Raw genomic sequence first — 21,513 nt, 5'->3', positions numbered from 1 at the left:
CATTGTGGACCACACAAAACCTGCCTTGCGTTGTGTGGCGCAAGCAAGGTTCAAATAAGCATTTGATGTCCTGCCTGAGTCCGTTACACTGTAGCCAAGTGCAAGATTGCATCAGGAGAAACATGTCAAGGAACAAGAATCCTTTCTTGTTCTGAGGCAGTTTTTGTTGACCGAGTCTGGAAAGCCTTTTTTCGATGACTTCTCACAACAGTTTATCCAGTTATTCCCGCAGCTTTTGGCTGACTTTGGCTGTGTTCGCCCTTTTTACACTGGTTTTTGTCTGGTATGTGCATTCAGAAAAATCCATAGACCGGGTGAATGACCTCCGCTTTGAATCCCATGTCCTGTCGACCGAATTGCAACAAACCTCGGAAGACCTGACCCGCATGGTGCGCAGCTATGTCGCCACCGGCAATCCCGACTATAAACGTTACTACCAGCATATTCTCGATGTGCGCAATGGCAAGGCCGCGCGGCCTGCTTTGGGGAAAAGCCTGTTCTGGGATCTGGTCCCTGCCGTCAATAACCAGCGCAGCAATGAAGATGCCAGCGTAGCAGGACCAGGGCCAGGACGTGGCATCCCCTTGCTGGACTTGCTGGGTAACGCAGGCCTCAGTAAAGAAGAGTTTGCCAGACTGGAGCTGGCAAAAGCCAATTCTGATGCCCTGACCAAGATAGAGTGGGCTGCCATGCATCTGATCGAAGACCCGGCAGCAGACCCTGCGTTGGCCAGACAGCGGGCGATGGGCATGTTGTATGACGACCAGTACCGGCAAGCCAAACTGGCTATTTTGCGTCCGATAGCAGAAGCCCACGAAATGATAGAAATGCGCAATCTGGCGCTGCTACAGGGGGCCGAACAATTTGCCTTGCGTCTGCGTTTGCTGTTCATTGTGTTGGGGGTGTTGCTGGTTGGTTTGCTGTGGCATTCTTACCGCGCACTGAACCTGACACTGGGCGGTTCGATTACCGAGGTGTATGCCGGTCTGGTAAACCTGGGTAAAGGAAATTTTACTGAACCTGTCAGCGCCAGACCCGGCGCGGAAGAAAGCATCATGGGCTGGCTTGCCATTGCCCGCCAAAGGCTGGCGGCAATTGAAGAAGAAAGACAATTGGCAACCCAGAGAAGTGTACGTTTAAGCCAGCTCTATGGCGCGCTGGCCCAGTGCAATCAATCCATTTTGCGTATCGATAATAAAGCCGAATTGATGCCCCGCATCTGCGAAGATGCGGTCAGTATAGGTGGTCTTAAAATGGCCTGGATAGGTTTGGTCAATGAGGACGAACAGGTACTGAAACCGATTGCCTGGTTTGGTAGTGGCGTTGCGTGTCTGCGTGATTTGCTTATTTCGCTGAAGACTGATGAGCCGACTGCCCAGGGCCCCAGCGCCCATGCATATCTGCAAAAACAGCCTTACTGGTGCCAGCATTTTTTGCGTGATCCCGTTACCGCGCCCTGGCATGCGCGTGCTGCAGAATACGGCTGGCGGGCGTCAGCGGCACTGCCCTTGCTTAACAATGGCAAGGTGGTGGGTACCTTCAACCTGTATTCCGATCAGGAAAATGCTTTTGATGAAGCGGTGCAGGAATTGTTGATCGAATTTGCCGTCGATGTCAGTCATGCATTGAACCGCTTTGAACTGGAAGCCGAGCGCAAGCATGCCTTGCAGATGGAAGAATTGCGCAGCTTCATGCTGGAACGGATTACCGGCACCTTGACCCAGAAAGAATTGTTTCATGAAGTCGTTCTGAAGGTGGAATCGCTGCTGCCGGATTGCCTGTGTTCCATCATGTTGCTGGATAAAGATGGCCAGCGTTTGCGGACCGGGGCGGCACCCAACTTGCCCGACTTTTATGTTCAGGCCATAGAAGGCGTGGCGATAGGCCGTGGCGTAGGCTCATGCGGGAATGCCATGTTTACCGGTGAGCGAACCATTGCCCACGATTTGTCTACGCATCCTTACTGGATAGATTATTGGGCGGTGGCGGAACAGGCGAATCTGCTCTCTTGCTGGTCGGAGCCGATTTTTTCGGCTGAACGCAAGATCATTGGTGCCTTCGCGATTTATCACCACCAGCCATTAAGCCCGGATATATTTTCCCTGCAGATGCTGGAAATGGCCGCCAACCTGATCGCCATCGGCATAGAGCGCAAACAGACAGAAGAAACCTTGCGCAAGCTGTCGCAGGCGCTGGAACAAAGCTCGAATGCCATCGTGATTACCGACACGCTGGTGAATATCGAATATGCGAATGATGCCTACCTGAAGAATGCCGGCAAGCGCCTGGATGAAGTGGTGGGACGCCAACCTAGCATCATGCGTTCTGGCCGCACCGCCCCAGAGGTGTATGCCGATATGTGGCAGCAGCTTGAACGCGGCGAAAGCTGGAAAGGCGAACTCATCAACCGCTATGCTGATGGTCTGGATCATACCGATCTGGCGCATATTTCACCGATACGCAACAGCGAAGGGGTAGTGACGCATTTCCTGTCGATACAGGAAGACATCACCGACAAGAAACGCACGGAAGAACGCATCAAATACCTTGCCCACTATGATGCATTGACCGGCTTGCCCAACCGTACCCTGCTGGATGAACTGGCGCGTTATGCGATCAGCCTGGCAGAAAGAAATAACGATGCACTGGCAGTGATCTTCTTTGATCTTGATCACTTCAAGGATATCAACGATACCCTGGGCCATAGCCTGGGCGATGTCATGCTGGTGGAACTGGCCAAGCGCATGGTGGCCTCCATGCGTGAAAACGATACGATATCGCGACTGGGCGGTGACGAATTTATTTTATTGTTGACTGGTGTGGATGAGCACAAGGCAGAACAGGTCGTGCAAAAACTCATGCAGGTCGTGAATGCGCCATTCCGTATCGGTGACTATGACTTGAACGTCACCGCATCCATGGGCATTGCCATTTACCCCAATGATGGCAAAGACCTTGAGACCCTGTCGCGCAATGCCGATGCCGCCATGTACCGGGCCAAGCGTGAAGGACGCAATGCCTTCCGTTTCTTTACCCAGGAAATGCAGGAACGTTCAACCCGTCACCTGGAACTGGTGAATGCCTTGCGCCAGGCAGTGGAAAAGCAACAGTTTCAATTGCATTATCAACCGCAAATTGCCATGCATAGCGGTGCCGTGCTGGGGGCGGAAGCCTTGCTGCGCTGGCAGCATCCGGTGCTGGGCGCGGTGTCGCCGGTAGAGTTTATCCCGGTGGCAGAAGAAAGCGGCCTGATTTTATCCATCGGTGAATGGGTATTGCGGACGGCAGTGCGGCAATGGAAACAGTGGCAGACAAATGGTCTTCCGGATTTGCTGATTGCCGTCAATCTGTCGGCGGTGCAGTTCCGCCATCATGATTTGCCGGCACTGGTGACGCGCATATTGCGCGAAGCCGATATGCCGCCAGAGTGCCTGGAACTGGAACTGACCGAAGGCGTGGCCATGCATGATCCACAGGGTGCCATTGCGGTCATGAATAACCTGCATGAGCGTGGCATACGCATGTCCATCGATGATTTTGGTACCGGCTATTCCTCGCTCAGTTATCTGAAACAGTTCAAGGTATACAAACTGAAGATAGACCGGAGTTTTGTGCGCGATATTACCAGTGACCCGGAAGACCGGGCCATCGTCAGTGCGGTCATCAGCATGGCCAGAAGCATGGGCCTGATGACCATCGCCGAAGGGGTGGAAACAGCCGAGCAACTGGAATTTTTGCGTCAGCAAGCCTGTGACGAAGTGCAGGGTTATCTGTATTCAAAACCTTTGCCGGCCGACCAGTTTGAGGCCTACGTCAGAAACAGTTTGAAGTAAGCCGCTCAGCAAGTCCTGGAAAGTTCAATGATCACCAAGACAGATGCCGATGTCACGGGCGGTTTGCAGGGTGTCATTGTCCATGGGTACGGCCTTCATGCGTCCTGCCACTTCCTCCAGCGCGACATAATTCACATTCGGAAAAGCCAGCGCCACCATGATGCCGGAATGGCCTTCATCCAGGGCGCGCACGGCTGCTGCACCAAAGCGCATCGCAGACAGACGGTCAAAGGCCGTCGGGCTGCCACCGCGCAGCAGATGACCCAGTACCACGGTGCGGGCTTCCTTGCCGGTCAGTCGCTGCAAGTCTTGCGCCAGCTTTTCGCCTATGCCACCCAGCCTTTCAAGGTGACCACTACCGGCGCTTTCCTGCACCTCGTGCTGGCCACCGACTGGGGTAGCGCCTTCTGCTGCCAGCACGATGGAATAATGACGGCCATTGGTATCGCGGTTGCGTATCATGGCGGCGATTTTTTCTGCATCGTAGGGAATTTCCGGTATGACGATGGCGTGGGCATTGGCCGCAATGCCGGAATGCAAGGCAATCCAGCCGGCATAGCGTCCCATTACTTCCACCACCATGATGCGCTGATGGCTTTCTGCCGTGCTGTGCAGCCTGTCCACACATTCGGTGGCAAATGACACTGCCGTGTCAAAACCAAACGTGGTAAAGGTCTTGTCCAGGTCATTATCTATGGTCTTGGGCACACCCACCACACGTAAGCCCTGCAGATGCAGGGCATTGGCAATGGTCAGGGTGCCATCACCACCTATGCAGATGAGGGCGTCGATATCCATCTGTTTCAGGTAATGATGGATGTCGGCACTGCGGTCAATTTCCTGCACGCTGCCGTCCGGCATGCTGGTGGCAAACTTTAAAGGGTTACCGTGATTGGTGGTGCCCAGTATCGTGCCGCCCAGATGACCGATGCCACGCACCTGATCCACCGTCAGACGTAGCACACCATTGTGTGGATAACGCTCTGGCAGCAGGATGCCATTGAAGCCTTCGCGTATGCCAAAGCATTCCCAGCCGCGTTGTTCCGCTGCCAGCACTACCGAACGTATGACGGCATTCAGGCCGGGAGCATCACCACCGCCGGTGCTGATGGCGATACGTTTGATAGGTGTGGACATGGCAGCCCTGACAGGATGAGGATTTAACCGAAGGGAATATATTCTATACCGTGGGAAATCTGCCCTATGACCTGGGCGATGTTTTCCGTGCTTTCGCTAAAGCTGGCCAAAATATCCGAACGAGTCATTCCGGCTGCAACGCGACCATTCCAGTAATCGAAACCTGCCTGGTCGGGATTGCGATGCAAGACATTGTTGTATAGCGCCGTCAGAAACGTATTGTCTGAAATATTCGCGCCATACATTTGTTTGAATTCGGCAGAATTCACAAAACCGGCGGCGACATGGTTCAGGTTTTCTGCCCCCTTGTCCAGTTGGCCTATCCAGTATCCCAGCCCTGCTTTATCAGGTGTGCGATTGAAGGCCGCCTGATACAAACGATAGGCCTGACCGGCATTTCCATCCAGATCCAGTGCCACTATCTTGTCGTTAAATTGCAGCCTTTCGACATTGGTAAAAGAATCCACCTGACCATTCAGCCGATTTCCCGGGACATTAAAAGTGGTAGTGAAGCCATTCTTTACCTGGTTGATAGAGAAATAGCTCGACAAATTCTGTATCTGAACCGTGTCCAGGCCGGCGCCACCATCAAAAGTGTCATTACCTTCGCCCATGACGAACAATTCATTTCCTGCCGTGCCAGTCCAGTTGTCACTCCCGGCTACCATCTTGACGAAAATATCTGTCAGTTGACTAAAGTTATCGTTGGCTTGAATTTGATACGAGACTCCACTGATGCTGAACTGCTCGACACCCAGTCCATCTTTTACAGTAAAGGAAGTAACGGTGCCGCCAGTTGGCGTATAAATGCCACTGGTGTAGCTCAGGTTAGAGCCGGTCCATTCGTATTGCAGGGTGCCGCTGACGTAGGTGCCCGATGCCGATTTTTGCGAATAGCTGATAGTGGTAGCCGCGGGAGCGCTGAAAAACAAACCCTGACCATTGACACGTATTGTTGCCATTATTTTCCTTCAAGTTGTAATTATTAAAGCTACTGTACAGATTTTGTGCAAAAATTAATTGTGCAAAATAATAACATTTTGTAACTTTGCATGCAGACGTTCCACTCGCTTTGAAGCGCCTTGCGTCAGAGAGTTCACTGGCCTTGTTCAAAGACTGTTCAGGGGGATTTTCAGATAGCTGATGCCATTGTCTTCAGGTGCAGGAAAAACGCCGGCGCGAATATTTACCTGTATCGCCGGCAGCAAGAGGTAGGGCATTTCCAGGCCGCTGTCTCGCTTGTCGCGCAGGGCAACGAATTCAGCTTCCGTGACACCGTCGCGGACGTGCACGTTTTCTGCCTTCTGTTGGGCCACGGTAGTCTGGGTGCAGGTACTGCGCCCGGCAGGTGGATAGTCGTGACACAGAAACAGCCTCGTCTCGGGTGCATAGGCCAGCAATTTGCGTATGGAATGGTATAACTGGGTGGCATCGCCACCGGGGAAATCGCAGCGTGCCGTACCCACGTCCGGCATGAACAGGGTATCGCCGACAAAGATACTGTCCACGATATGGTAAGCCATGTCTGCCGGTGTGTGGCCGGGCACCAGCAATGCACGCGCAGTCAGTTTGCCGATGAAAAATTCTTCATTGTCGATAAACAGGTGATCGAATTGTGAACCGTCCACGGCGAATACCGGGTCCAGATTGAACAGGGATTTGAATACCTGTTGCACCTGACTGATGTGCTGGCCAATGGCGATGCGGCCGCCAGCTTGTTGCTTGATGTATTGCGCCGCAGACAGGTGGTCGGCATGGGCATGGGTTTCCAGTATCCATTGCAGTTGCAAGCGCTGAGCCTGAAGAAATTCCAGTACCTGATCGGCAGACTGGGTTTTGGTGCGGCCCGATTTGGGCTCGTAATTCAGCACCGGATCAATCACGGCAGCATGGCCGCCGGCTTCATCAAACACGACATGGGTCGCCGTGCAGGTTTGCGTATCGAAGAAACTTTGGATGTGCGGTTTCATGGCGAGCCCGGTTTTGCGTGATGTTCTGATGATAGCAAAATTGTTGGTGGATTTGATATCGTTTTTGCAGCCCTTTTCAGAGATGTAGACTCGACGAGCAGGACGGCAAGGAATACACTAGCGTTTTTCCATTGCGAGCTTGTATGCTGCTGACGCTGACTGATTTCATCGTTGTCCTGATTGGTGCCGTGGTGGGGCTGATCATGGGCTTGACCGGGGCCGGCGGCGGTATTCTGGCGGTGCCGGCCCTGGTGTATACCCAGGGCTGGAGCATGCAGCAAGCCATGCCGCTTGCCTTGCTGGCAGTCAGCACGGCGGCTGCCATCGGTGCCATCGAGGGCTTGTACCGCAAGCTGGTGCGTTATCGCGCCGCCATCCTGATGGCGGTGGCCGGCAGTCTTCCGACCTTGCTGGGTGTACAGCTTGCGCATAGGCTGTCCCAGCAATGGCTGATGCTGGCCTTTGCCCTGATCCTGTGTGCCGTAGTAGCGCGCCTGGCGGTGCAACTGCGGTCGCCAGACGATGCGGATGGTCCACGTTCTGCCCTGGCGCGTATCAATAGCAGTACCGGGCGCTTTGAATGGTCTTTCAAGACGGGGGCCGTGATCGCCTTGATTGGCGCTGTCTCCGGTTTCATGACAGGTTTGCTCGGCGTCGGTGGCGGTTTCGTCATCGTCCCCATGCTCAGGCATTACACCAATGCCAGCATACATGTGGCGATAGCGACATCGCTGCTGGTGGTTAGCCTGGTAGGTGGCATGGGCGTGGCTTCTGCCTTGCTGAGCGGGGTCAGCTTACCTTTGGCTTTGTCGGCTTTTTTCGTGATCACCACGGTGGGCGGCATGCTGGCGGCGCGACAAATTGCGGTTCGCTTGCCTGCACGTCAGGTGCAGCTTATTTTCGTCGGCTTGCTGGTATGTGTGGCAGTCAGCCTGTTTTACCGTGCTTTGAAGTAGTTCGAATCAGCCGGTTCCAGTGCGGCTGCCATTCAGCAAGGCGGCCTGGGCTTCAAACTGGCGTGCCACGTTGTCACACACCAGGTCGCACAGCGCATAGATGGACTGGTCTGCAATGTGGTAATACACCGAAGTGCCACGTCCCTCGCGTGCCACCAGGCCATGCTTGGCCAGCGTAGACAAATGGCGGGACACATTTGCCTGCGAGCAGGCGCAACGCTCAGCCAGTTCGCCGACATTGTGTTCTTTCTCGCGCAGGCAATTCAGGATGCGCAAACGGGTCGGTTCAGCCAGGGCTGAAAAATAATGGGCAATCTGTATCAATGCCTGATCCGATAATCCGTCCATATCAATCAATGCTGTAGTGTGAATGTTTCTATCATACCTCGACTAGTCTGGATTGCACATGCTCAATTTACTAATTGCGTAATTGTGCAAATAGGAATTATATCCACCTTGCTGACTCGCGTAGTGATACTGCTGCTGTATTACAGCAGCTTATAAAAACCACCCTGATTTCCAACAAGAAGCTACATCATGACTAGCGGGCAAATCGTTCGTATTATTGCAGGTTGTTTCATACGTCGGAGGTAATTTATTGCAGAGTGGCATCACCAAGTGGTGCCTGATGGAAAGTATATTGCGCAAGCTGGGCGTACGCGCTGACAATTGAAACGCCTCGCACCAAGGCATCCTAACCCTTGATGGAAAAATGTATGCGGGAATTCGGTGCTGTCAGTTTGTCTTCCAGGCGTCGTCCCGGGTCTTTGCGCCTGCCTTGCAATTTACGGGTATTCAGCAAGATGGCATGCTGTTTTTCGCGGCGGTCGGCACGGCGTCTGCCATCGTTCTGACGGCGATCGAATTCTGGCCAGGTAGATTCTTCAGTCGTAGTGCTACCCGCCTGCGTAGTTGCGGCTGATTGACGACGTTGCTGTGTGGTGTTTTGCGGCGTTTCTGCTGCCTGCTCAAACAAACGAAATACTTTTAAAGGAAACATGGCCTAAGTGCTTGTGAATATACGCTTCACACTTAGAACGGTAAAATTGCGTAAAACTTTAGAAAATGCTGGTAAATTGGTTTAATTGCGATTAAACCAATTTTTCCACAGTGAAATTTTTGTGGTCTTTTACACCTTCAACCTGAAGGGTGTGAAATCGGTATCCTTATCGTAATAGTCTTCATTTTCTATGCGTTTCAAGAAGGCCACGACCTTGTAGGTCACCGGTGTCATCACGACTTCCCAGCCGGTTTTCAAAATGTATTGCGCCACCATGACCGTGATCAACTGGCTGTCTGACCAGATGCCATAAAAGGCAATCACATAAAACAGGCTGGAATCTACAAATTCACCGCATATGGTGGAGCCTATGGTACGCATCCATAGTTGCCTGCCCTGCATGGCCAGCTTCATCTTGGCCAGCACATAACTGTTCACAAAACTGCCACACCAGAATGCAGTGATGGAGCCGAGGATAATCCTGGGTGTATTGCCAAACACGGCATTCAGGTGAGTCTGGTATTCGGTATTGAAGGGATCTGCTGCCGGTGTCAGTGACAGCACGACGATAGACATGACGGCAGCAAACAACAGTGCCCCAAACCCCGCCCAGATCACACGCCGGTCACGTCCGTAGCCATACACTTCAGTCAGGATGTCGCCAAAAATATAGGATATAGGGAAAAACAATACGCCGGCACCAAAAGTGACCGTGCCCAGAATGGGCAGCGTGACCTGGGCAGCCTTGGCGGCGCCGATCAGATTGGAGCACAGCAGGACGGTGACGAAAGCCGCCATCACGAAATCGTAGTATTTATAACTGGCAAGTGGGCGTGTCATAAGTGCTGTCCTGAAAGAGGCAAAAATTTTTGATTAAAGATAGTGCGGCAAGCTATAGATAAGTTCACGTTCGCCCCAATCTATAAATCAGGACTTACGCAAAACCGCCCCAGCTGCGTTGCACTCCTCGCCGTACTATTCGTACTGTCTTCGTCGCTGCGGTGCAGTCGGGGTTTCAGGCAACATGTTGCCTGCCGACGTAACGAACCTCCCCTGCCAGGGAGGTTTCCTAAAGCGATAGCCTTGCTGGGACAATTTTGCGTAAGTCCTATAAATGTAGGTGTCCTGTGGGGCCCTGATTTGGCAGATTGCTGTACAGCATAATCCTGTAGCCTGAACCGGCTTGTCAACCTGGAATCTGCATGTATTGAAAATGAAATAAGTTTTGAAACCAGCATTTGTTAAAATGTTCTCACTTTAGCTTTACAAGAATTCCCATGTGCGCAACCCCGATTACCGTTGATGTTCCTGTTGAGCAATTGTGCATAGGATTATATGTACATCTGGACGTGTCATGGCTGGAGCATTCGTTTGCCTTGAATAGTTTCAAGATCAAGACCCAGGAAGAAATTGATGCCATCAGGCAGTTGGGCCTGGTCACGGTCAGGGTCAATCCGGCAAAGTCGGATAACCGGCCCCTGCCACCTCAGCCAAAGCAGGCTGCTTCAGTTGCGCCACCTGTGCTGCAGCAGAGCCCTGAAGAATTGGCCATGATACAAGAAAAGAAAGCTCGCATAGACCGGCTGGTGGAACAGAGACGTGCGGTTGCACAGTGCGAAAAAGAGTTGCTGAAAGCCGCCACGACGCTAAAGAATATTACCAAAAACCTGTTTTCCCGCCCGCAAGAATCTGTACGGGAGGCAGACCAGATGATCCAGCAAATGCTGGATTCATTGCTGCTGGATAAAGACATTGCCATTCACCTCATGAATGACAAGATCGTTGGGGAAGAAACGTATTACCACTCACTGAACGTCGGCGTGTTGACCATGATGCTGGCGAAGGAGCTGGCGTTTTCGCCTGAAGACATCAAACTGATGGGGATGGCATGTCTGTTCCATGACATTGGGAAGGTAGAAATACCTGATCGCATAGTCCATAAAACCTTTGGCCTGACCAAGGCAGAACAGAATCTTTTGCAGATGCATTGCCATTACGGCCAGCAGATTGCCGAAAAAATTGGTTTATCCAAAGGCGTGGCTGACATCATCATGCAACATCATGAGCACGTGGATGGCAGTGGCTATCCGCAGCAATTTAAAGGGAACGGCATTTCTCACCTGGCGCGTATTGTCGCCATCGTCAATACCTATGATAACTTGTGCAACCGGCCCAATCCCGCAGATTCACTCAGCCCGTATGAAGCCATGTCGTATATGTTTGCCCAGTTGCGCAAACAGTTCGATGCACCGGCGCTGAACATCTTCATTCGCTGCATGGGTGTGTATCCTCCGGGCACCATAGTCAAGCTCAATGATGGCACTTTGGGTATGGTGATAGGAGTTAATTCCGGTAAGCCACTACGTCCCAGTGTCCTGATTTATGATCCCAGCGTCCCCAAGTCCGAGGCCATCATCCTTGACTTGATACATGAGCCGACGCTAGACATCAGTTCCAGCCTCAAACCCGGCCAGTTGTCGCCAGAGGTCTATGATTACCTGAGTCCACGCAAGCGCATGACGTATTTCTTTGATACACAAAAGGCAGACAACCAGCATCGGCCTTAGTGGACTGTAACAGTTCACCGGCACTACACACCGTAAGTCAGGTAGTGTGATTAAGAGCTTGTTGCGAGGTGTTTGCCGGCGGTCATATTGACTGATTGCCGCGGCAGGGAGGCGATCAAATCGGCAAAGCGCTGGCCCTGTATCATGATATGACCGCGCAGTAAATTCGCAGTCAATTCAGCTTCGCCCTGCAGGATGGCTTGCACCACCTGGTCGTGTTCGTTATAGGAATTGGCAATGCGGTCACGTACGCGCAATTGCAGGCGACGGTAAGGGCGCAGGCGCCGGTGCAGGTTCATGGCTTGCATCGCCAGGAAATCATTGTGGCTACCCTGATAAATCAGGTAGTGAAAGATTTCATTCTTGTAAAAATATTCGTCCGGGTCTTCGGCATCACGCGCATCCTTGCAGGCTTCATGCGCAGTTTTTAAATCTGTCTGTTCCTGTTTAGACATGCGGCGTGCCGCCATGCGGCCACACATGGCTTCAAATTCTGCCATGACTTCAAACATTTCCACCAGTTGCTGTGGGCTGATGGTCGCCACCTGGGCACCACGCCGTGGGCGCATTTCTATAATGCCCATGGAAGCCAGTTGTATCAGGGCTTCGCGTATCGGTGTGCGGGACACGCCAAAGCGTTCCGCCAGTTCGGTTTCGTCGAGATGATGGCCGGGCTGGAGTTGCCCTGTTGCTATCAGTTCTTCTATTTCTTCTCGCAGACTGGCGGAGCGGTTTTTCATTTTTTTGGTACATCAATATAAATCGTGTAGCTAGTATATATTCAAGTTGACTTTGAATGCAAAATATAAGATCTTGTATACAAGAAGATTAAAAAAGCATACACGGAAGAATTTCTGGCAAAATATGCAAGACACAGGGCAAGAGAGAAACTTGCCCAAACGAGATGTTTCATCCACAAAACCTTAGGAGTAATCATGTCGCAACTGAAGAGAAGAACAGTCTTACAAGCTCTGAGTCTTACCCCATTGGCTGCAGCATGGTCGCCTCTGACCGCGTGGGCACAAGCCACGACGCTGAAAATTTCCCATCAATTTCCTGGTGGTACGCTGGAAGAGGGCGATTTTCGTGATCGTCTGTGCCGCATGTTTGCTGCGGAAGTGCAAAAGCGCAGCAATGGCAGCCTGAAGTTTGAAATCTATCCCGGTTCTTCACTGATGAAAACCAATGCGCAGTTTTCTTCCATGCGCAAAGGGGCGCTGGACTTATCTTTGGTACCTTTGTCGTATGCCGGTGGTGAAGTACCGGAAGTGAATATCGGCCTCATGCCGGGGCTGGTGCCTTCTTATGAAGTCGGCGCAGCCTGGAAAAATGCTGAAATCGGCAGGGAACTGAATAAACTCTTGCTGGACAAGGGCATCGTTGTTGTCAGCTGGATCTGGCAAGCCGGCGGCGTGGCATCACGCACCAAGGCGGTGGTGGAACCGGATGACGTCAAGGGCATGAAGATACGTGGTGGTTCACGCGAAGTGGATCTGGTATTGAAAGCCGCCGGTGCTGCCGTGGTATCGCTGCCTTCCAATGAAATTTATGCCGCCATGCAGACGGGGGCGATGGAAGCCGCCATGACTTCGTCGACTTCGCTGATCTCTTTCCGCCTGGAAGAAGTTTCCAAATTCCTGACCAGTGGGCGTGGTCAGAGCTACTGGTATATGTTTGAGCCGCTGATGATGTCAAAAACGATTTTTGACAAGCTGAGCAAAGATCAGCAAAACACCATCATGACTGTGGGTGCCGAGTTGGAGGCTTTCGCCATTAAGGCCGCCAAGCAGGACGACGTTGCCGTGGCCACCGTGTATGAAAAGAAAGGTGCCAAGGTGGTTGACCTGAATGCCGCCACCGTCAAAAAATGGCAGGCTATCGCCCGCACCACAGCCTGGAAAGATTATGCAGACAAAAATGAAAACTGCGCCAAATTGCTGAAACTGGCGGAGAAATTATTATGAGCCATGGCTTTGAGATGGAAGCACCCAAGGGGCCTCCAGTCCCTGACAATGCCCAGGTCGCCGTGCTGGCAAAAATACTGGCATGGCTGAATAAAGTCATCGTCAGCATATCCATGTTTGCCATGCTGTTGACTGCTTTCATCCTCACTTATTCTGTGGTCACACGCTATCTGTTCAAGGTTCCGACGGATTGGCAGGACGAGGCTTCGGTCTTCATGCTGATAGGCGTGACGTTCTTTTCTGCAGCTTATGTCCAGTCGCATCGCGGACATATAGGCATAGAGGTATTGTCATCGATCTTGCCACCGTCCATCAACCGCTTGCGCCTGTTGATGGTGGATATTATCAGTGGTGCTTTTTGCCTGTTCTTTTCCTGGAAATCCTGGACCCTGTTCCATGAAGCGTGGGTAGATGGACAAACCACCTCATCAACATTTGCACCCCCGCTGTGGATACCCTATGCCATGATGGCTGCCGGCATGACGCTGCTGTCACTGCAAATCGTGGTACAGGTGCTGGCTGCCATCACCGCCAAACGGAGGGCGGCATGAGCCCACTGACCTTAGGTGTCTTATATGGCATCGTGACCCTGATCGTGATGTTTTCCGGCATGCCCATCGCCTTTGCCCTGGGTGTGGTGGCCACTGGCTTCATGTATTTTTTCATGCCTGCTGCATCACTCGATACCATTACCCAGAACGTGTATGAAGAAATGGCATCGATCACCTTGCTGTCGATCCCGCTCTTCATTTTAAAAGGCGCGGCCATAGGCAAATCACCGGCCGGGCGTGACTTGTATTCTGCCATCCATGCCTGGCTGCACAAGGTGCCGGGTGGTCTGGGTATTGCGAATGTCTTTGCCTGTGCCATGTTTGCGGCAATGGCCGGTTCTTCACCAGCGACATGTTCAGCTATCGGCTCTGCCGGCATACCTGAAATGCGCAGGCGTGGTTATTCGCCCGGCTTTGCGGCAGGCATCATTGCTGCTGGCGGTACCTTGGGTATCTTGCTGCCACCATCAATCACCATGATCCTGTATGCCGTCGCTGCTGAACAGTCGCTGGGTCGTTTGTTCCTGGCCGGCATAGGCCCTGGCGTCTTGCTGGTGGTTTTATTCTCTGGCTATGCGGTGTATCGGGCGCGTCGTGAATATGCAGTCGCCTATCAGGCGTACCAGCAGGGTGGTGTCAAATCTGCTTATCTGGAAGAAGAACATTTTACACTCGCGCAAAAAGTTGAAATGTTGCCGCGTGTGCTGCCCTTCGTCATCCTGCTGATCGGTGTCATGGTGGCTTTGTATGGTGGCTATGCCACACCTTCTGAAACTGCTGGCCTGGGCGCTTTGCTGGCGATGGTGCTGATTGCCATCGTATATGGCGTGTGGCGACCAAAAGATATTTCACCCTTCATCACCTCGACCATCAAGGAATCGACGATGCTGCTGTTCATCATAGGCATGTCGCTGCTGTACTCCTATGTCATGAGCTATCTGCACATCAGCCAGTCGGCAGCACAATGGGTGGTGGATTTGCATCTGAGTAAATGGATGTTGCTGGCGGTGATACTGTTGATGGTGGTGGTGTTTGGTTTCTTCCTGCCGCCGGTATCGATTATCCTGATGATGTGCCCGATTATCTTGCCGCCATTGAAAGTGGCCGGGTTTGACCTGATCTGGTTTGGCGTGGTCATGACCATCGTCATGGAGATGGGCCTGATACATCCACCCGTGGGCTTGAATATTTTTGTCATCAAGAATATTGCGCCTGACATACCCTTGAAGGATATCGTATGGGGTGTCATGCCTTTTCTGTTGTTAATGCTGGTGGCCGTGATCCTGTTGTGCGTTTTCCCGCACATCGCGACCGCGTTTCCTGATGCCTTGATGGGAGTCAAATAATGACCGCAGCCGGTCGCTGGAACACCCTGCAAACCAACCGCCAGCAGCGCCTGCAACGCGCTGCCGACGTGTTGGGCAATGATTTGCAGGGCAAGCTATTTCCGCAGCAGCGCATAGGCGACTGCCTGCATGCGGTACTGGAAGCAGGCGACCGGGTTTGCCTGGAAGGTAATAACCAAAAGCAGGCAGATTTTCTGGCCAAGGCACTGACCAGGCTGGATCCGGCACGTGTCCACGATTTGCATATGCTGCTATCCGTGCTGGCTCTGCCTGAACACCTGGATGTGTTTGACAAAGGCGTTGCCAGCAAGCTGGATTTTTCTTTCTCCGGCCCGCAGGCGGCACGCCTGGCCAAACTGGCTTCCGCCGGCAGGCTGAATATCGGTGCCATCCATACGTATCTGGAATTGTATGCGCGCTATTTCGTCGACCTGACACCACGCGTGGCCCTGGTGGCTGCACAGTCGGCTGACCGCGCAGGTAATTTATATACCGGCCCGAATACCGAAGACACACCGACGATCGTTGAAGCTACGGCTTTCAAGTCCGGCATCGTGATTGCCCAGGTCAATGAAATTGTGGATGTCTTGCCGCGTGTTGATATCCCCGCCAGTTGGGTGGATTTTGTGGTGCAGGCACCGACACCGCATTACATAGAACCGCTGTTCACCCGTGACCCGGCTTTGATATCCGAGATACAGGTCTTGATGGCGATGATGGCAATCAAAGGCATTTATGCCGAATATGAAGTGAAACGCCTTAACCATGGCATAGGTTTTGATACTGCCGCCATAGAATTGTTATTGCCTACCTATGCAGCGTCGCTGGGTTTGAAAGGCAAGATCGCCAGCCACTGGGCGCTGAACCCACACCCGGCACTGATCCCTGCGATAGAGGCAGGTTTTGTTGAATCGGTACATTCCTTTGGTTCGGAACTGGGTATGGAAGATTATATCCGTGCCCGCCCCGATGTCTTTTTTGTCGGTGCCGATGGTTCCATGCGCAGCAACCGTGCGCTGTCACAGGCAGCCGGGCATTATGCCTGCGATATGTTTATCGGTTCCACCTTGCAAATTGATCTGCAGGGTAATTCATCAACGGCAACCCTGGGACGTATCGCCGGTTTTGGTGGCGCGCCGAATATGGGTGCCGATGCGCGTGGCCGTCGCCATGCCAGCCCGGCCTGGCTGAAGGCAGGGCGCGAAGCACGTGCTGGCAGCAATCAGATACCGCGAGGGCAAAAGCTGGTGGTGCAAATGGTAGAGACTTTCCGTGAACATATGCAGCCTGCATTCGTAGAAAAACTTGATGCCTGGCAGTTGGCAGAACAGGCCAATATGGCCATACCGCCAGTGATGATTTATGGTGATGATGTCACCCATATCCTGACCGAAGAAGGTATTGCCAACCTGCTGTTGTGCCGCAGCGAAGAAGAACGCGAACAAGCCATACGCGGTGTCGCAGGTTATACACCAGTGGGTCTGGCAAGAGACCAGCGCATGGTAGAAAACCTGCGTGACCGCGGCATCATCAAGCGGCCGGAAGACCTGGGCATAGACAAGCGCATGGCCACACGTGATTTGCTGGCTGCGAAGAATATGAAAGACCTGGTACGTGCATCGGCAGGTTTATATCAACCGCCAAAACGCTTCAGGAACTGGTAAGGATCATCATGGAAACGTTGGTATACCGTTTTGAACAAGGGCAGCGCAAGCTGGGGTCAGCAGCGCAACTGGTCGGCGTCGTCAGTTCGGGCAATCTGGAAGTGCTGGTGCAGTCACTGGATTTGCAGTCGACCTGCGAAATAGAAATCAGTACTGCCGCAGTTGGCTTTGGCGCGATCTGGCAAGCGGTGATGCATGACTTTAACCAGCGCTGGCAACTGGCCGATTGCCGCATCGCCATCAATGACATGGGTGCCACCCCGGCGGTCGTCAGCCTGCGCATGGATCAGGCGATAGAAGCCTGTCTGGAGCAATTGAAATGAGCAGCTATCTGGAAGCAACAGCCAGGCAAAGGGTGGCGGCTCTGATCAGCGATTTCACAGAGTTTTTGCCGCCTGCCAAACAATGGACCAGTCCGCACCTGCCGCAACTGAATGCACCTGTCTCATTTGATGATGGCGTCATCATCGGTCGTGGCAGGCTGGACGGGAAAACAGTGTATGTCGCGGCGCAGGAAGGCGGCTTCATGGGTGGCGCGGTCGGTGAAGTGCATGGTGCCAAGCTGGTTGGCCTGATGCGCGCTGCCATCATCCACAAACCGCAAGCGCTGGTGCTGCTGGCAGAATCGGGTGGCGTGCGTCTGCATGAAGCGAATGCAGGCCTGATTGCCGTGTCGGAAGTCATGCGTGCCCTGCTGGCCGTGCGTGCGGCTGGCATACCCGTCATCGTCGTCATTGGTGGCAGCAATGGCTGCTTCGGTGGCATGGGTATCGTCTCGCGCTGCGCAAATGTCATCATCATGTCGGAAGAAGCCAGGCTGGCCATGTCCGGCCCTGAAGTCATAGAAACCGCCAACGGCGTCGAAGAATTTGATTCACGTGACCGTGCACTGGTATGGCGTACTACGGGGGGCAAACACCGATACCTGCTTGGCGATTGCCAGATGCTGGTGGCCGACGACGATGCTGCGTTCAAGACCGCGATAGTACAAGCCATGCAGCAATATACCCTTACCGAAGCCGCACTCAGTGTGCTGGAACTGGAAGCAGAACAGCGCATGCTGACCGAACGCCTGCAAGATTTTGGCGACAAGAAAGAACCGATGGATATCTGGTCTGCCATGGGTGTCAAAAAACCGGAAGAGCTGGCCATGCTGGATACCCAGACTTTCCTGCAACTGACAGCCGGACTCAGGCAAAACAAGCATCGCTATGCGGATACGGATGGAGGGCAATAATGGATAGCATGCAATTGCTGGGGCAATTATTCCCGCAGGGCCATCAGGTCACTATCGCCGATGATTTCATCTCTGGTACTGCAGAAGTCGATGGGCAAGCCATCAGCGTGATCGGTACCAGCGGCCATACACCCATAGGTGTAGAGATTGCCCTGGCGCAGGCCAGAGCCGTGCTGGCGACCGTGCGCGACTTTCCACAAAGACCGATACTCTTGCTGGTGGATACCCAGGGCCAGCGCTTGCGTCATCGCGATGAAATGCTGGGTATTAACAGCTATATGGCGCATCTGGGGAAATGCCTGGAACTGGCAAGGCAGTCCGGCCACAAAATCATTGCCCTGGTGTATGACCAGGCATTGTCTGGTGGCTTCATCACCAGCGGCATGATGGCCGATGCCTGCTATGCCTTGCCAGAAGCGACCATACGTGTCATGGGCTTGCCTGCCATGGCGCGCATCACCAAGGTCGCGGAAGACAGGTTGACCGAACTGGCGCAGGATAATCCGGTATTTGCCCCCGGCCCCAGGAATTATGAGCGCATGGGCGGCATACAAGCCATTTGGGATGGTGACCTTGCAGCTTGCCTGTGCACGGCCCTGGCGCAGGCCGACGCACGTGACCAGCGCAGCGAACTGGGCCAGCAACGCGCTGGTCGCCGCATGGCGCAGCAGGTGATTGACGCCATCCTGTTGCAAGCACAAGAAAATTAAAGCATGGATGGCATTGCGCAATTCCAAAGACATGATCTGGTCTGGCTTTCCGATGAAGCCTGGGCTGTGGTGTTGCAGACGGCAGCAGCACCAGACATGCTCAAACAATGGCAACAGCAGGAATGGCCCGCCGTCGTTACGCGCCGCCATCTGCAGGCAGCAGAAGATGAAGTCTGCATAGGTTTTCCGCTGCCACCTGTAGACGGTAACAAGCCAAGGTTTGCCGCCATCGTCAAGGCTGAACACATTGCCGTCCATCAGTCGGCCCTGTCCTTGCATACTGTGCTGGCGCTTGCTCCCGCCAACTGGCAGGCTGCGTTACAGAACCTGCATCAACAGGCACTGCTGGAAGGTATCAAGCTGCGTGTGTATGGTTCTTTGGCGATGCAGTTTTTAACCGGACAACACTATCTGAGTGCGACATCTGATATCGACATCCTGTTTCGCCCTTTTCATCAGTCGCAATTGCGTGCAGGCCTGGCGTTGCTGCAAGAATTTCAGCTAAGCTTGCCGCTGGATGGTGAAATCGTGTTCCCCGGTGAAGCTGCGGTCGCCTGGAGGGAATGGGTACTGCCCGCTGATACAGAACCAGAATTCAACCAGCAACGTGTCATCGTCAAAGACATGCACGGCGCCAGCCTGCGCACCCGCCAGAGTTTGCTTGCGCATTTGCCTGCAGCTGAGTTGCCATGCTGACGCAGCTAAAGACCTTTGCTGATTCCGGTTTGCCATTGCGGCAAGAAGCTGGAGAATCTGATCGGCAATATCCCTATGCCCAGCAGATCGCCAGACTGGCAGTACGCAGCCTGTATGCCGAACTGGTGCTGTACCCCAAACCTGGCCTGGTGTCCCTGCGTGATAATGGCAGCCATCATGACATGGATGCTGCATGCTTCATGCGCAGCCTGTTTTCGCTACGCCATTATTTCAGGCACATCACCATCGCCGGTGCACAGGCAGCCGACTTCCAGGCATTGAAGTTGTTGGGTATCGCCGCAGAACAACGCATGCTGCAGGCGACCAGGGGCATCAATACCCATCGAGGTGCCATCTTTGCACTGGGTATGCTGAGTGCTGCTGCCGGTTATTGCCTGGGCCGTGGCAAGGCTGTGACGGCTACCGTGCTACGGCAAGCCATTATCTCGCAATGGGGACAGGCGCTGAGCATGCATAGTGTGCCACCTGTGGGTGAGACCCACAGTCATGGCCAGCGGGCTGCACAGCACTATGCAGCCAGTGGTGCCAGGGAAGAGGCGGCGCTGGGTTTCCCCTCCATCTTCGAACTGGCGCTGCCACGATTGCAACAAAGTCTGCACCAGGGGCGCAGCCTGTATCAGGCGCAAGTGGACAGTTTCTTTACCTTGATGGCACATATCAGCGACACCAATCTGTATCATCGTGGCGGTGTCGAGGGGATCGCCTATGCAAGAAATGTTGCGCAGCAGTTTCTGGATCAGGGGGGCACCGCCAATCCGCAGTGGCTGGGCATGGCTGAACGCTGTCATCAGCAGTTCATCGCACGCAGGCTGTCACCTGGTGGGGCAGCAGACATGCTGGCCGCAAGCTGCTTTGTGCATCATTGTGCCGAGGCATTTTCTATCCGCATTGCTCATGAATAAATTCGCTTTGCTTTGTCCGGGACAGGGTGCACAGTCAGCGCAGATGTTTGATCTGGCCAGGCAACATGCCGGTGCAGCCAGTTTTATCCAGGACGTGTTGAAACAAACCATTAATCGGCATACGCTGGCAGATGTGCTGTCATCGGCAGAGCTTCTGTTTGAAAACCGTTATGCCCAGCCCCTGCTGGTTGCCGCCACCCTGGCCCATTGGCTGGCGCTTAAAGAACGCTTGCCTGCACCGGATCTGGTTGCCGGTTATAGCGTGGGCGAAGTGGCGGCCCATGCTGTCAGTGGTAGTCTCGACGTACATGCGGCACTGGAACTGGCCACGGCACGTGCGGCCCTGATGCAGGCTTGCGTACTGCAACCACAACGCATGTTGGCCATCTCGGGTGTCGCTGTGGCGGATATCCGGCATTTCGCTGCCAGCCATGATTTGCATGTCGCGATCATCACTGCAGACAACAAGGTGATTGTCGCCGGCCTGGAAACGCAACTCATGGCTGCCATGCCACACATAGCGACTCTGCCCGGACACGATATTACCTATACTGAAATTGCGGTACACGTCGCCTCACATACGCCATTGATGCAGGCAGCTGTGCCCGGCTTTGCGCAAGTGCTGGAAAATACGCTAAACAATGCCGCGATGCGCGACGCGGATGTCGCCGTGCTGGCCGGTATTACCGGGGAGCTGGTCACGACAATGGCAGCGATACGCAGCAGTTTGCTGGCCCAGATGACACAGACCATACAGTGGCATGCCTGCATGGATGCACTGGCAGAAAACGGTGTCCGTTTTGCGCTGGAACTGGGTCCAGGTTCAGCTTTATCAAAAATGTTGCAGGTACGTCATCCGCAGATCGCTTGCCGCTCAGTGGCAGATTTCCGCAGTCTGGAAGGTGTTGTGCAGTGGGTGCAACGCCAGCGGGAGAATTGAAATTTTACCGTAGTCAACG

20 protein-coding genes and 1 pseudogene are annotated in these 21,513 nt (G+C 53.5%); 14 read left to right on the top strand and 7 right to left on the bottom strand.

The window, feature by feature from the left end; all coding sequences use genetic code 11:
- Positions 1-194 precede the first annotated feature (194 nt).
- Entirely contained in the window at positions 195-3,833 is a 3,639-nt protein-coding gene (locus ACO0LM_RS21840) for a bifunctional diguanylate cyclase/phosphodiesterase (protein WP_423039897.1), read from the top strand.
- Between the two features lie 24 nt (positions 3,834-3,857).
- Here ACO0LM_RS21840 and ACO0LM_RS21835 read toward each other — a convergent pair whose 3' ends face one another.
- The 3 genes from ACO0LM_RS21835 to ACO0LM_RS21825 form a co-directional block, all read right to left on the bottom strand.
- A complete protein-coding gene (locus ACO0LM_RS21835; RefSeq protein WP_423039895.1) occupies positions 3,858-4,970 on the bottom strand; it encodes a 6-phosphofructokinase in 1,113 nt (370 codons plus the stop codon).
- Between the two features lie 23 nt (positions 4,971-4,993).
- Positions 4,994-5,932: a DUF4214 domain-containing protein gene (locus ACO0LM_RS21830; RefSeq protein ID WP_423039893.1), complete on the bottom strand. Its 939-nt coding sequence runs from the start codon at positions 5,930-5,932 to the stop codon at positions 4,994-4,996.
- Positions 5,933-6,079: 147 nt separating this feature from the next.
- Positions 6,080-6,940, bottom strand: coding sequence for an MBL fold metallo-hydrolase (locus ACO0LM_RS21825; RefSeq protein WP_423039891.1), 861 nt, complete (start codon positions 6,938-6,940; stop codon positions 6,080-6,082).
- A gap of 143 nt (positions 6,941-7,083) precedes the next feature.
- On the opposite strand from ACO0LM_RS21825, the gene ACO0LM_RS21820 reads away from it, so the two are divergent.
- Positions 7,084-7,896, top strand: coding sequence for a sulfite exporter TauE/SafE family protein (locus ACO0LM_RS21820; protein ID WP_423039889.1), 813 nt, complete (start codon positions 7,084-7,086; stop codon positions 7,894-7,896).
- A gap of 6 nt (positions 7,897-7,902) precedes the next feature.
- Here the strand turns inward: ACO0LM_RS21820 and ACO0LM_RS21815 are convergent, their stop codons facing one another.
- Positions 7,903-8,244, bottom strand: a complete 342-nt coding sequence (locus tag ACO0LM_RS21815) for an ArsR/SmtB family transcription factor (protein WP_422987822.1) — start codon at positions 8,242-8,244, stop codon at positions 7,903-7,905.
- A 235-nt stretch (positions 8,245-8,479) separates the two neighbouring features.
- On the opposite strand from ACO0LM_RS21815, the pseudogene ACO0LM_RS21810 reads away from it, so the two are divergent.
- Positions 8,480-8,569 (top strand): annotated as a pseudogene (locus ACO0LM_RS21810) (DUF2892 domain-containing protein); the annotation flags it as partial.
- 21 nt (positions 8,570-8,590) lie between these two features.
- Here ACO0LM_RS21810 and ACO0LM_RS21805 read toward each other — a convergent pair.
- Complete coding sequence (locus ACO0LM_RS21805; protein ID WP_423039887.1) at positions 8,591-8,896, bottom strand: hypothetical protein; 306 nt, start codon at positions 8,894-8,896, stop codon at positions 8,591-8,593.
- Between the two features lie 129 nt (positions 8,897-9,025).
- Positions 9,026-9,736 (bottom strand): queuosine precursor transporter, encoded by a 711-nt coding sequence (locus ACO0LM_RS21800; protein WP_423039885.1) that lies wholly within the window; start codon positions 9,734-9,736, stop codon positions 9,026-9,028.
- Between the two features lie 437 nt (positions 9,737-10,173).
- On the opposite strand from ACO0LM_RS21800, the gene ACO0LM_RS21795 reads away from it, so the two are divergent.
- Positions 10,174-11,463 (top strand): HD-GYP domain-containing protein, encoded by a 1,290-nt coding sequence (locus ACO0LM_RS21795; protein WP_423039883.1) that lies wholly within the window; start codon positions 10,174-10,176, stop codon positions 11,461-11,463.
- Between the two features lie 50 nt (positions 11,464-11,513).
- On the opposite strand, the gene ACO0LM_RS21790 is transcribed toward ACO0LM_RS21795, so the two are convergent.
- Entirely contained in the window at positions 11,514-12,203 is a 690-nt protein-coding gene (locus ACO0LM_RS21790) for a GntR family transcriptional regulator (protein ID WP_423039881.1), read from the bottom strand.
- 195 nt (positions 12,204-12,398) lie between these two features.
- Between ACO0LM_RS21790 and dctP the strand changes: the two genes are divergently transcribed.
- The 10 genes from dctP to ACO0LM_RS21740 are packed head-to-tail and all read left to right on the top strand — an operon-like array spanning position 12,399 to position 21,494.
- Positions 12,399-13,427, top strand: a complete 1,029-nt coding sequence (gene dctP / locus ACO0LM_RS21785) for a TRAP transporter substrate-binding protein DctP (protein WP_423039879.1) — start codon at positions 12,399-12,401, stop codon at positions 13,425-13,427.
- Positions 13,424-13,978 carry a TRAP transporter small permease gene (locus ACO0LM_RS21780; RefSeq protein ID WP_423039877.1) on the top strand — a complete coding sequence of 185 codons (555 nt, stop codon included), beginning with the start codon at positions 13,424-13,426 and terminating at the stop codon, positions 13,976-13,978. The genes dctP and ACO0LM_RS21780 overlap by 4 nt, the downstream gene beginning before the upstream one ends.
- Entirely contained in the window at positions 13,975-15,324 is a 1,350-nt protein-coding gene (locus ACO0LM_RS21775; protein WP_423039875.1) for a TRAP transporter large permease, read from the top strand. Before ACO0LM_RS21780 ends, ACO0LM_RS21775 begins: the two co-directional genes overlap by 4 nt.
- The gene (mdcA, locus tag ACO0LM_RS21770) at positions 15,324-16,988 is read left to right on the top strand and encodes a malonate decarboxylase subunit alpha (protein ID WP_423039873.1); all 1,665 of its coding nucleotides are present in this window, start codon (positions 15,324-15,326) and stop codon (positions 16,986-16,988) included. Before ACO0LM_RS21775 ends, mdcA begins: the two co-directional genes overlap by 1 nt.
- Before the next feature lie 8 nt (positions 16,989-16,996).
- A complete protein-coding gene (gene mdcC / locus ACO0LM_RS21765; protein ID WP_423039871.1) occupies positions 16,997-17,311 on the top strand; it encodes a malonate decarboxylase acyl carrier protein in 315 nt (104 codons plus the stop codon).
- Positions 17,308-18,225 (top strand): biotin-independent malonate decarboxylase subunit beta, encoded by a 918-nt coding sequence (locus tag ACO0LM_RS21760; RefSeq protein WP_423039869.1) that lies wholly within the window; start codon positions 17,308-17,310, stop codon positions 18,223-18,225. The genes mdcC and ACO0LM_RS21760 overlap by 4 nt, the downstream gene beginning before the upstream one ends.
- Entirely contained in the window at positions 18,225-18,935 is a 711-nt protein-coding gene (mdcE, locus tag ACO0LM_RS21755) for a biotin-independent malonate decarboxylase subunit gamma (RefSeq protein WP_423039867.1), read from the top strand. Before ACO0LM_RS21760 ends, mdcE begins: the two co-directional genes overlap by 1 nt.
- 3 nt (positions 18,936-18,938) lie before the next feature.
- Positions 18,939-19,631, top strand: coding sequence for a malonate decarboxylase holo-[acyl-carrier-protein] synthase (gene mdcG, locus ACO0LM_RS21750; RefSeq protein WP_423039865.1), 693 nt, complete (start codon positions 18,939-18,941; stop codon positions 19,629-19,631).
- The gene (gene mdcB / locus ACO0LM_RS21745) at positions 19,625-20,554 is read left to right on the top strand and encodes a triphosphoribosyl-dephospho-CoA synthase MdcB (RefSeq protein ID WP_423039863.1); all 930 of its coding nucleotides are present in this window, start codon (positions 19,625-19,627) and stop codon (positions 20,552-20,554) included. Before mdcG ends, mdcB begins: the two co-directional genes overlap by 7 nt.
- On the top strand, positions 20,547-21,494 hold the full coding sequence (locus ACO0LM_RS21740; RefSeq protein ID WP_423039861.1) for an ACP S-malonyltransferase: 948 nt from the start codon (positions 20,547-20,549) through the stop codon (positions 21,492-21,494). The genes mdcB and ACO0LM_RS21740 overlap by 8 nt, the downstream gene beginning before the upstream one ends.
- The last annotated feature ends 19 nt before the right edge of the window (positions 21,495-21,513 follow it).

It is taken from the genome of Undibacterium sp. Di26W (genome assembly GCF_049340265.1).
In the GTDB taxonomy this organism is placed as follows: domain Bacteria; phylum Pseudomonadota; class Gammaproteobacteria; order Burkholderiales; family Burkholderiaceae_D; genus Undibacterium.
The sequence above is the reverse complement of the archived record's forward strand: the minus strand, read 5'-3'. Positions and strand labels throughout refer to the sequence as shown.

What these genes read in the sequence shown, in the direction of transcription:
- ACO0LM_RS21815 (WP_422987822.1), bottom strand. Translation starts at nt 8,244, where the DNA reads ATGGACGGATTATCGGATCAGGCATTGATACAGATTGCCCATTATTTT.
- mdcE (WP_423039867.1), top strand. Translation starts at nt 18,225, where the DNA reads ATGGATAGCATGCAATTGCTGGGGCAATTATTCCCGCAGGGCCATCAG.
- mdcB (WP_423039863.1), top strand. Translation starts at nt 19,625, where the DNA reads ATGCTGACGCAGCTAAAGACCTTTGCTGATTCCGGTTTGCCATTGCGG.
- ACO0LM_RS21795 (WP_423039883.1), top strand. Translation starts at nt 10,174, where the DNA reads ATGTGCGCAACCCCGATTACCGTTGATGTTCCTGTTGAGCAATTGTGC.
- mdcA (WP_423039873.1), top strand. Translation starts at nt 15,324, where the DNA reads ATGACCGCAGCCGGTCGCTGGAACACCCTGCAAACCAACCGCCAGCAG.
- ACO0LM_RS21800 (WP_423039885.1), bottom strand. Translation starts at nt 9,736, where the DNA reads ATGACACGCCCACTTGCCAGTTATAAATACTACGATTTCGTGATGGCG.
- ACO0LM_RS21830 (WP_423039893.1), bottom strand. Translation starts at nt 5,932, where the DNA reads ATGGCAACAATACGTGTCAATGGTCAGGGTTTGTTTTTCAGCGCTCCC.
- ACO0LM_RS21825 (WP_423039891.1), bottom strand. Translation starts at nt 6,940, where the DNA reads ATGAAACCGCACATCCAAAGTTTCTTCGATACGCAAACCTGCACGGCG.
- dctP (WP_423039879.1), top strand. Translation starts at nt 12,399, where the DNA reads ATGTCGCAACTGAAGAGAAGAACAGTCTTACAAGCTCTGAGTCTTACC.
- ACO0LM_RS21790 (WP_423039881.1), bottom strand. Translation starts at nt 12,203, where the DNA reads ATGAAAAACCGCTCCGCCAGTCTGCGAGAAGAAATAGAAGAACTGATA.
- mdcG (WP_423039865.1), top strand. Translation starts at nt 18,939, where the DNA reads ATGGATGGCATTGCGCAATTCCAAAGACATGATCTGGTCTGGCTTTCC.
- ACO0LM_RS21740 (WP_423039861.1), top strand. Translation starts at nt 20,547, where the DNA reads ATGAATAAATTCGCTTTGCTTTGTCCGGGACAGGGTGCACAGTCAGCG.
- ACO0LM_RS21820 (WP_423039889.1), top strand. Translation starts at nt 7,084, where the DNA reads ATGCTGCTGACGCTGACTGATTTCATCGTTGTCCTGATTGGTGCCGTG.
- ACO0LM_RS21760 (WP_423039869.1), top strand. Translation starts at nt 17,308, where the DNA reads ATGAGCAGCTATCTGGAAGCAACAGCCAGGCAAAGGGTGGCGGCTCTG.
- ACO0LM_RS21780 (WP_423039877.1), top strand. Translation starts at nt 13,424, where the DNA reads ATGAGCCATGGCTTTGAGATGGAAGCACCCAAGGGGCCTCCAGTCCCT.
- ACO0LM_RS21775 (WP_423039875.1), top strand. Translation starts at nt 13,975, where the DNA reads ATGAGCCCACTGACCTTAGGTGTCTTATATGGCATCGTGACCCTGATC.
- ACO0LM_RS21835 (WP_423039895.1), bottom strand. Translation starts at nt 4,970, where the DNA reads ATGTCCACACCTATCAAACGTATCGCCATCAGCACCGGCGGTGGTGAT.
- mdcC (WP_423039871.1), top strand. Translation starts at nt 16,997, where the DNA reads ATGGAAACGTTGGTATACCGTTTTGAACAAGGGCAGCGCAAGCTGGGG.
- ACO0LM_RS21840 (WP_423039897.1), top strand. Translation starts at nt 195, where the DNA reads ATGACTTCTCACAACAGTTTATCCAGTTATTCCCGCAGCTTTTGGCTG.
- ACO0LM_RS21805 (WP_423039887.1), bottom strand. Translation starts at nt 8,896, where the DNA reads ATGTTTCCTTTAAAAGTATTTCGTTTGTTTGAGCAGGCAGCAGAAACG.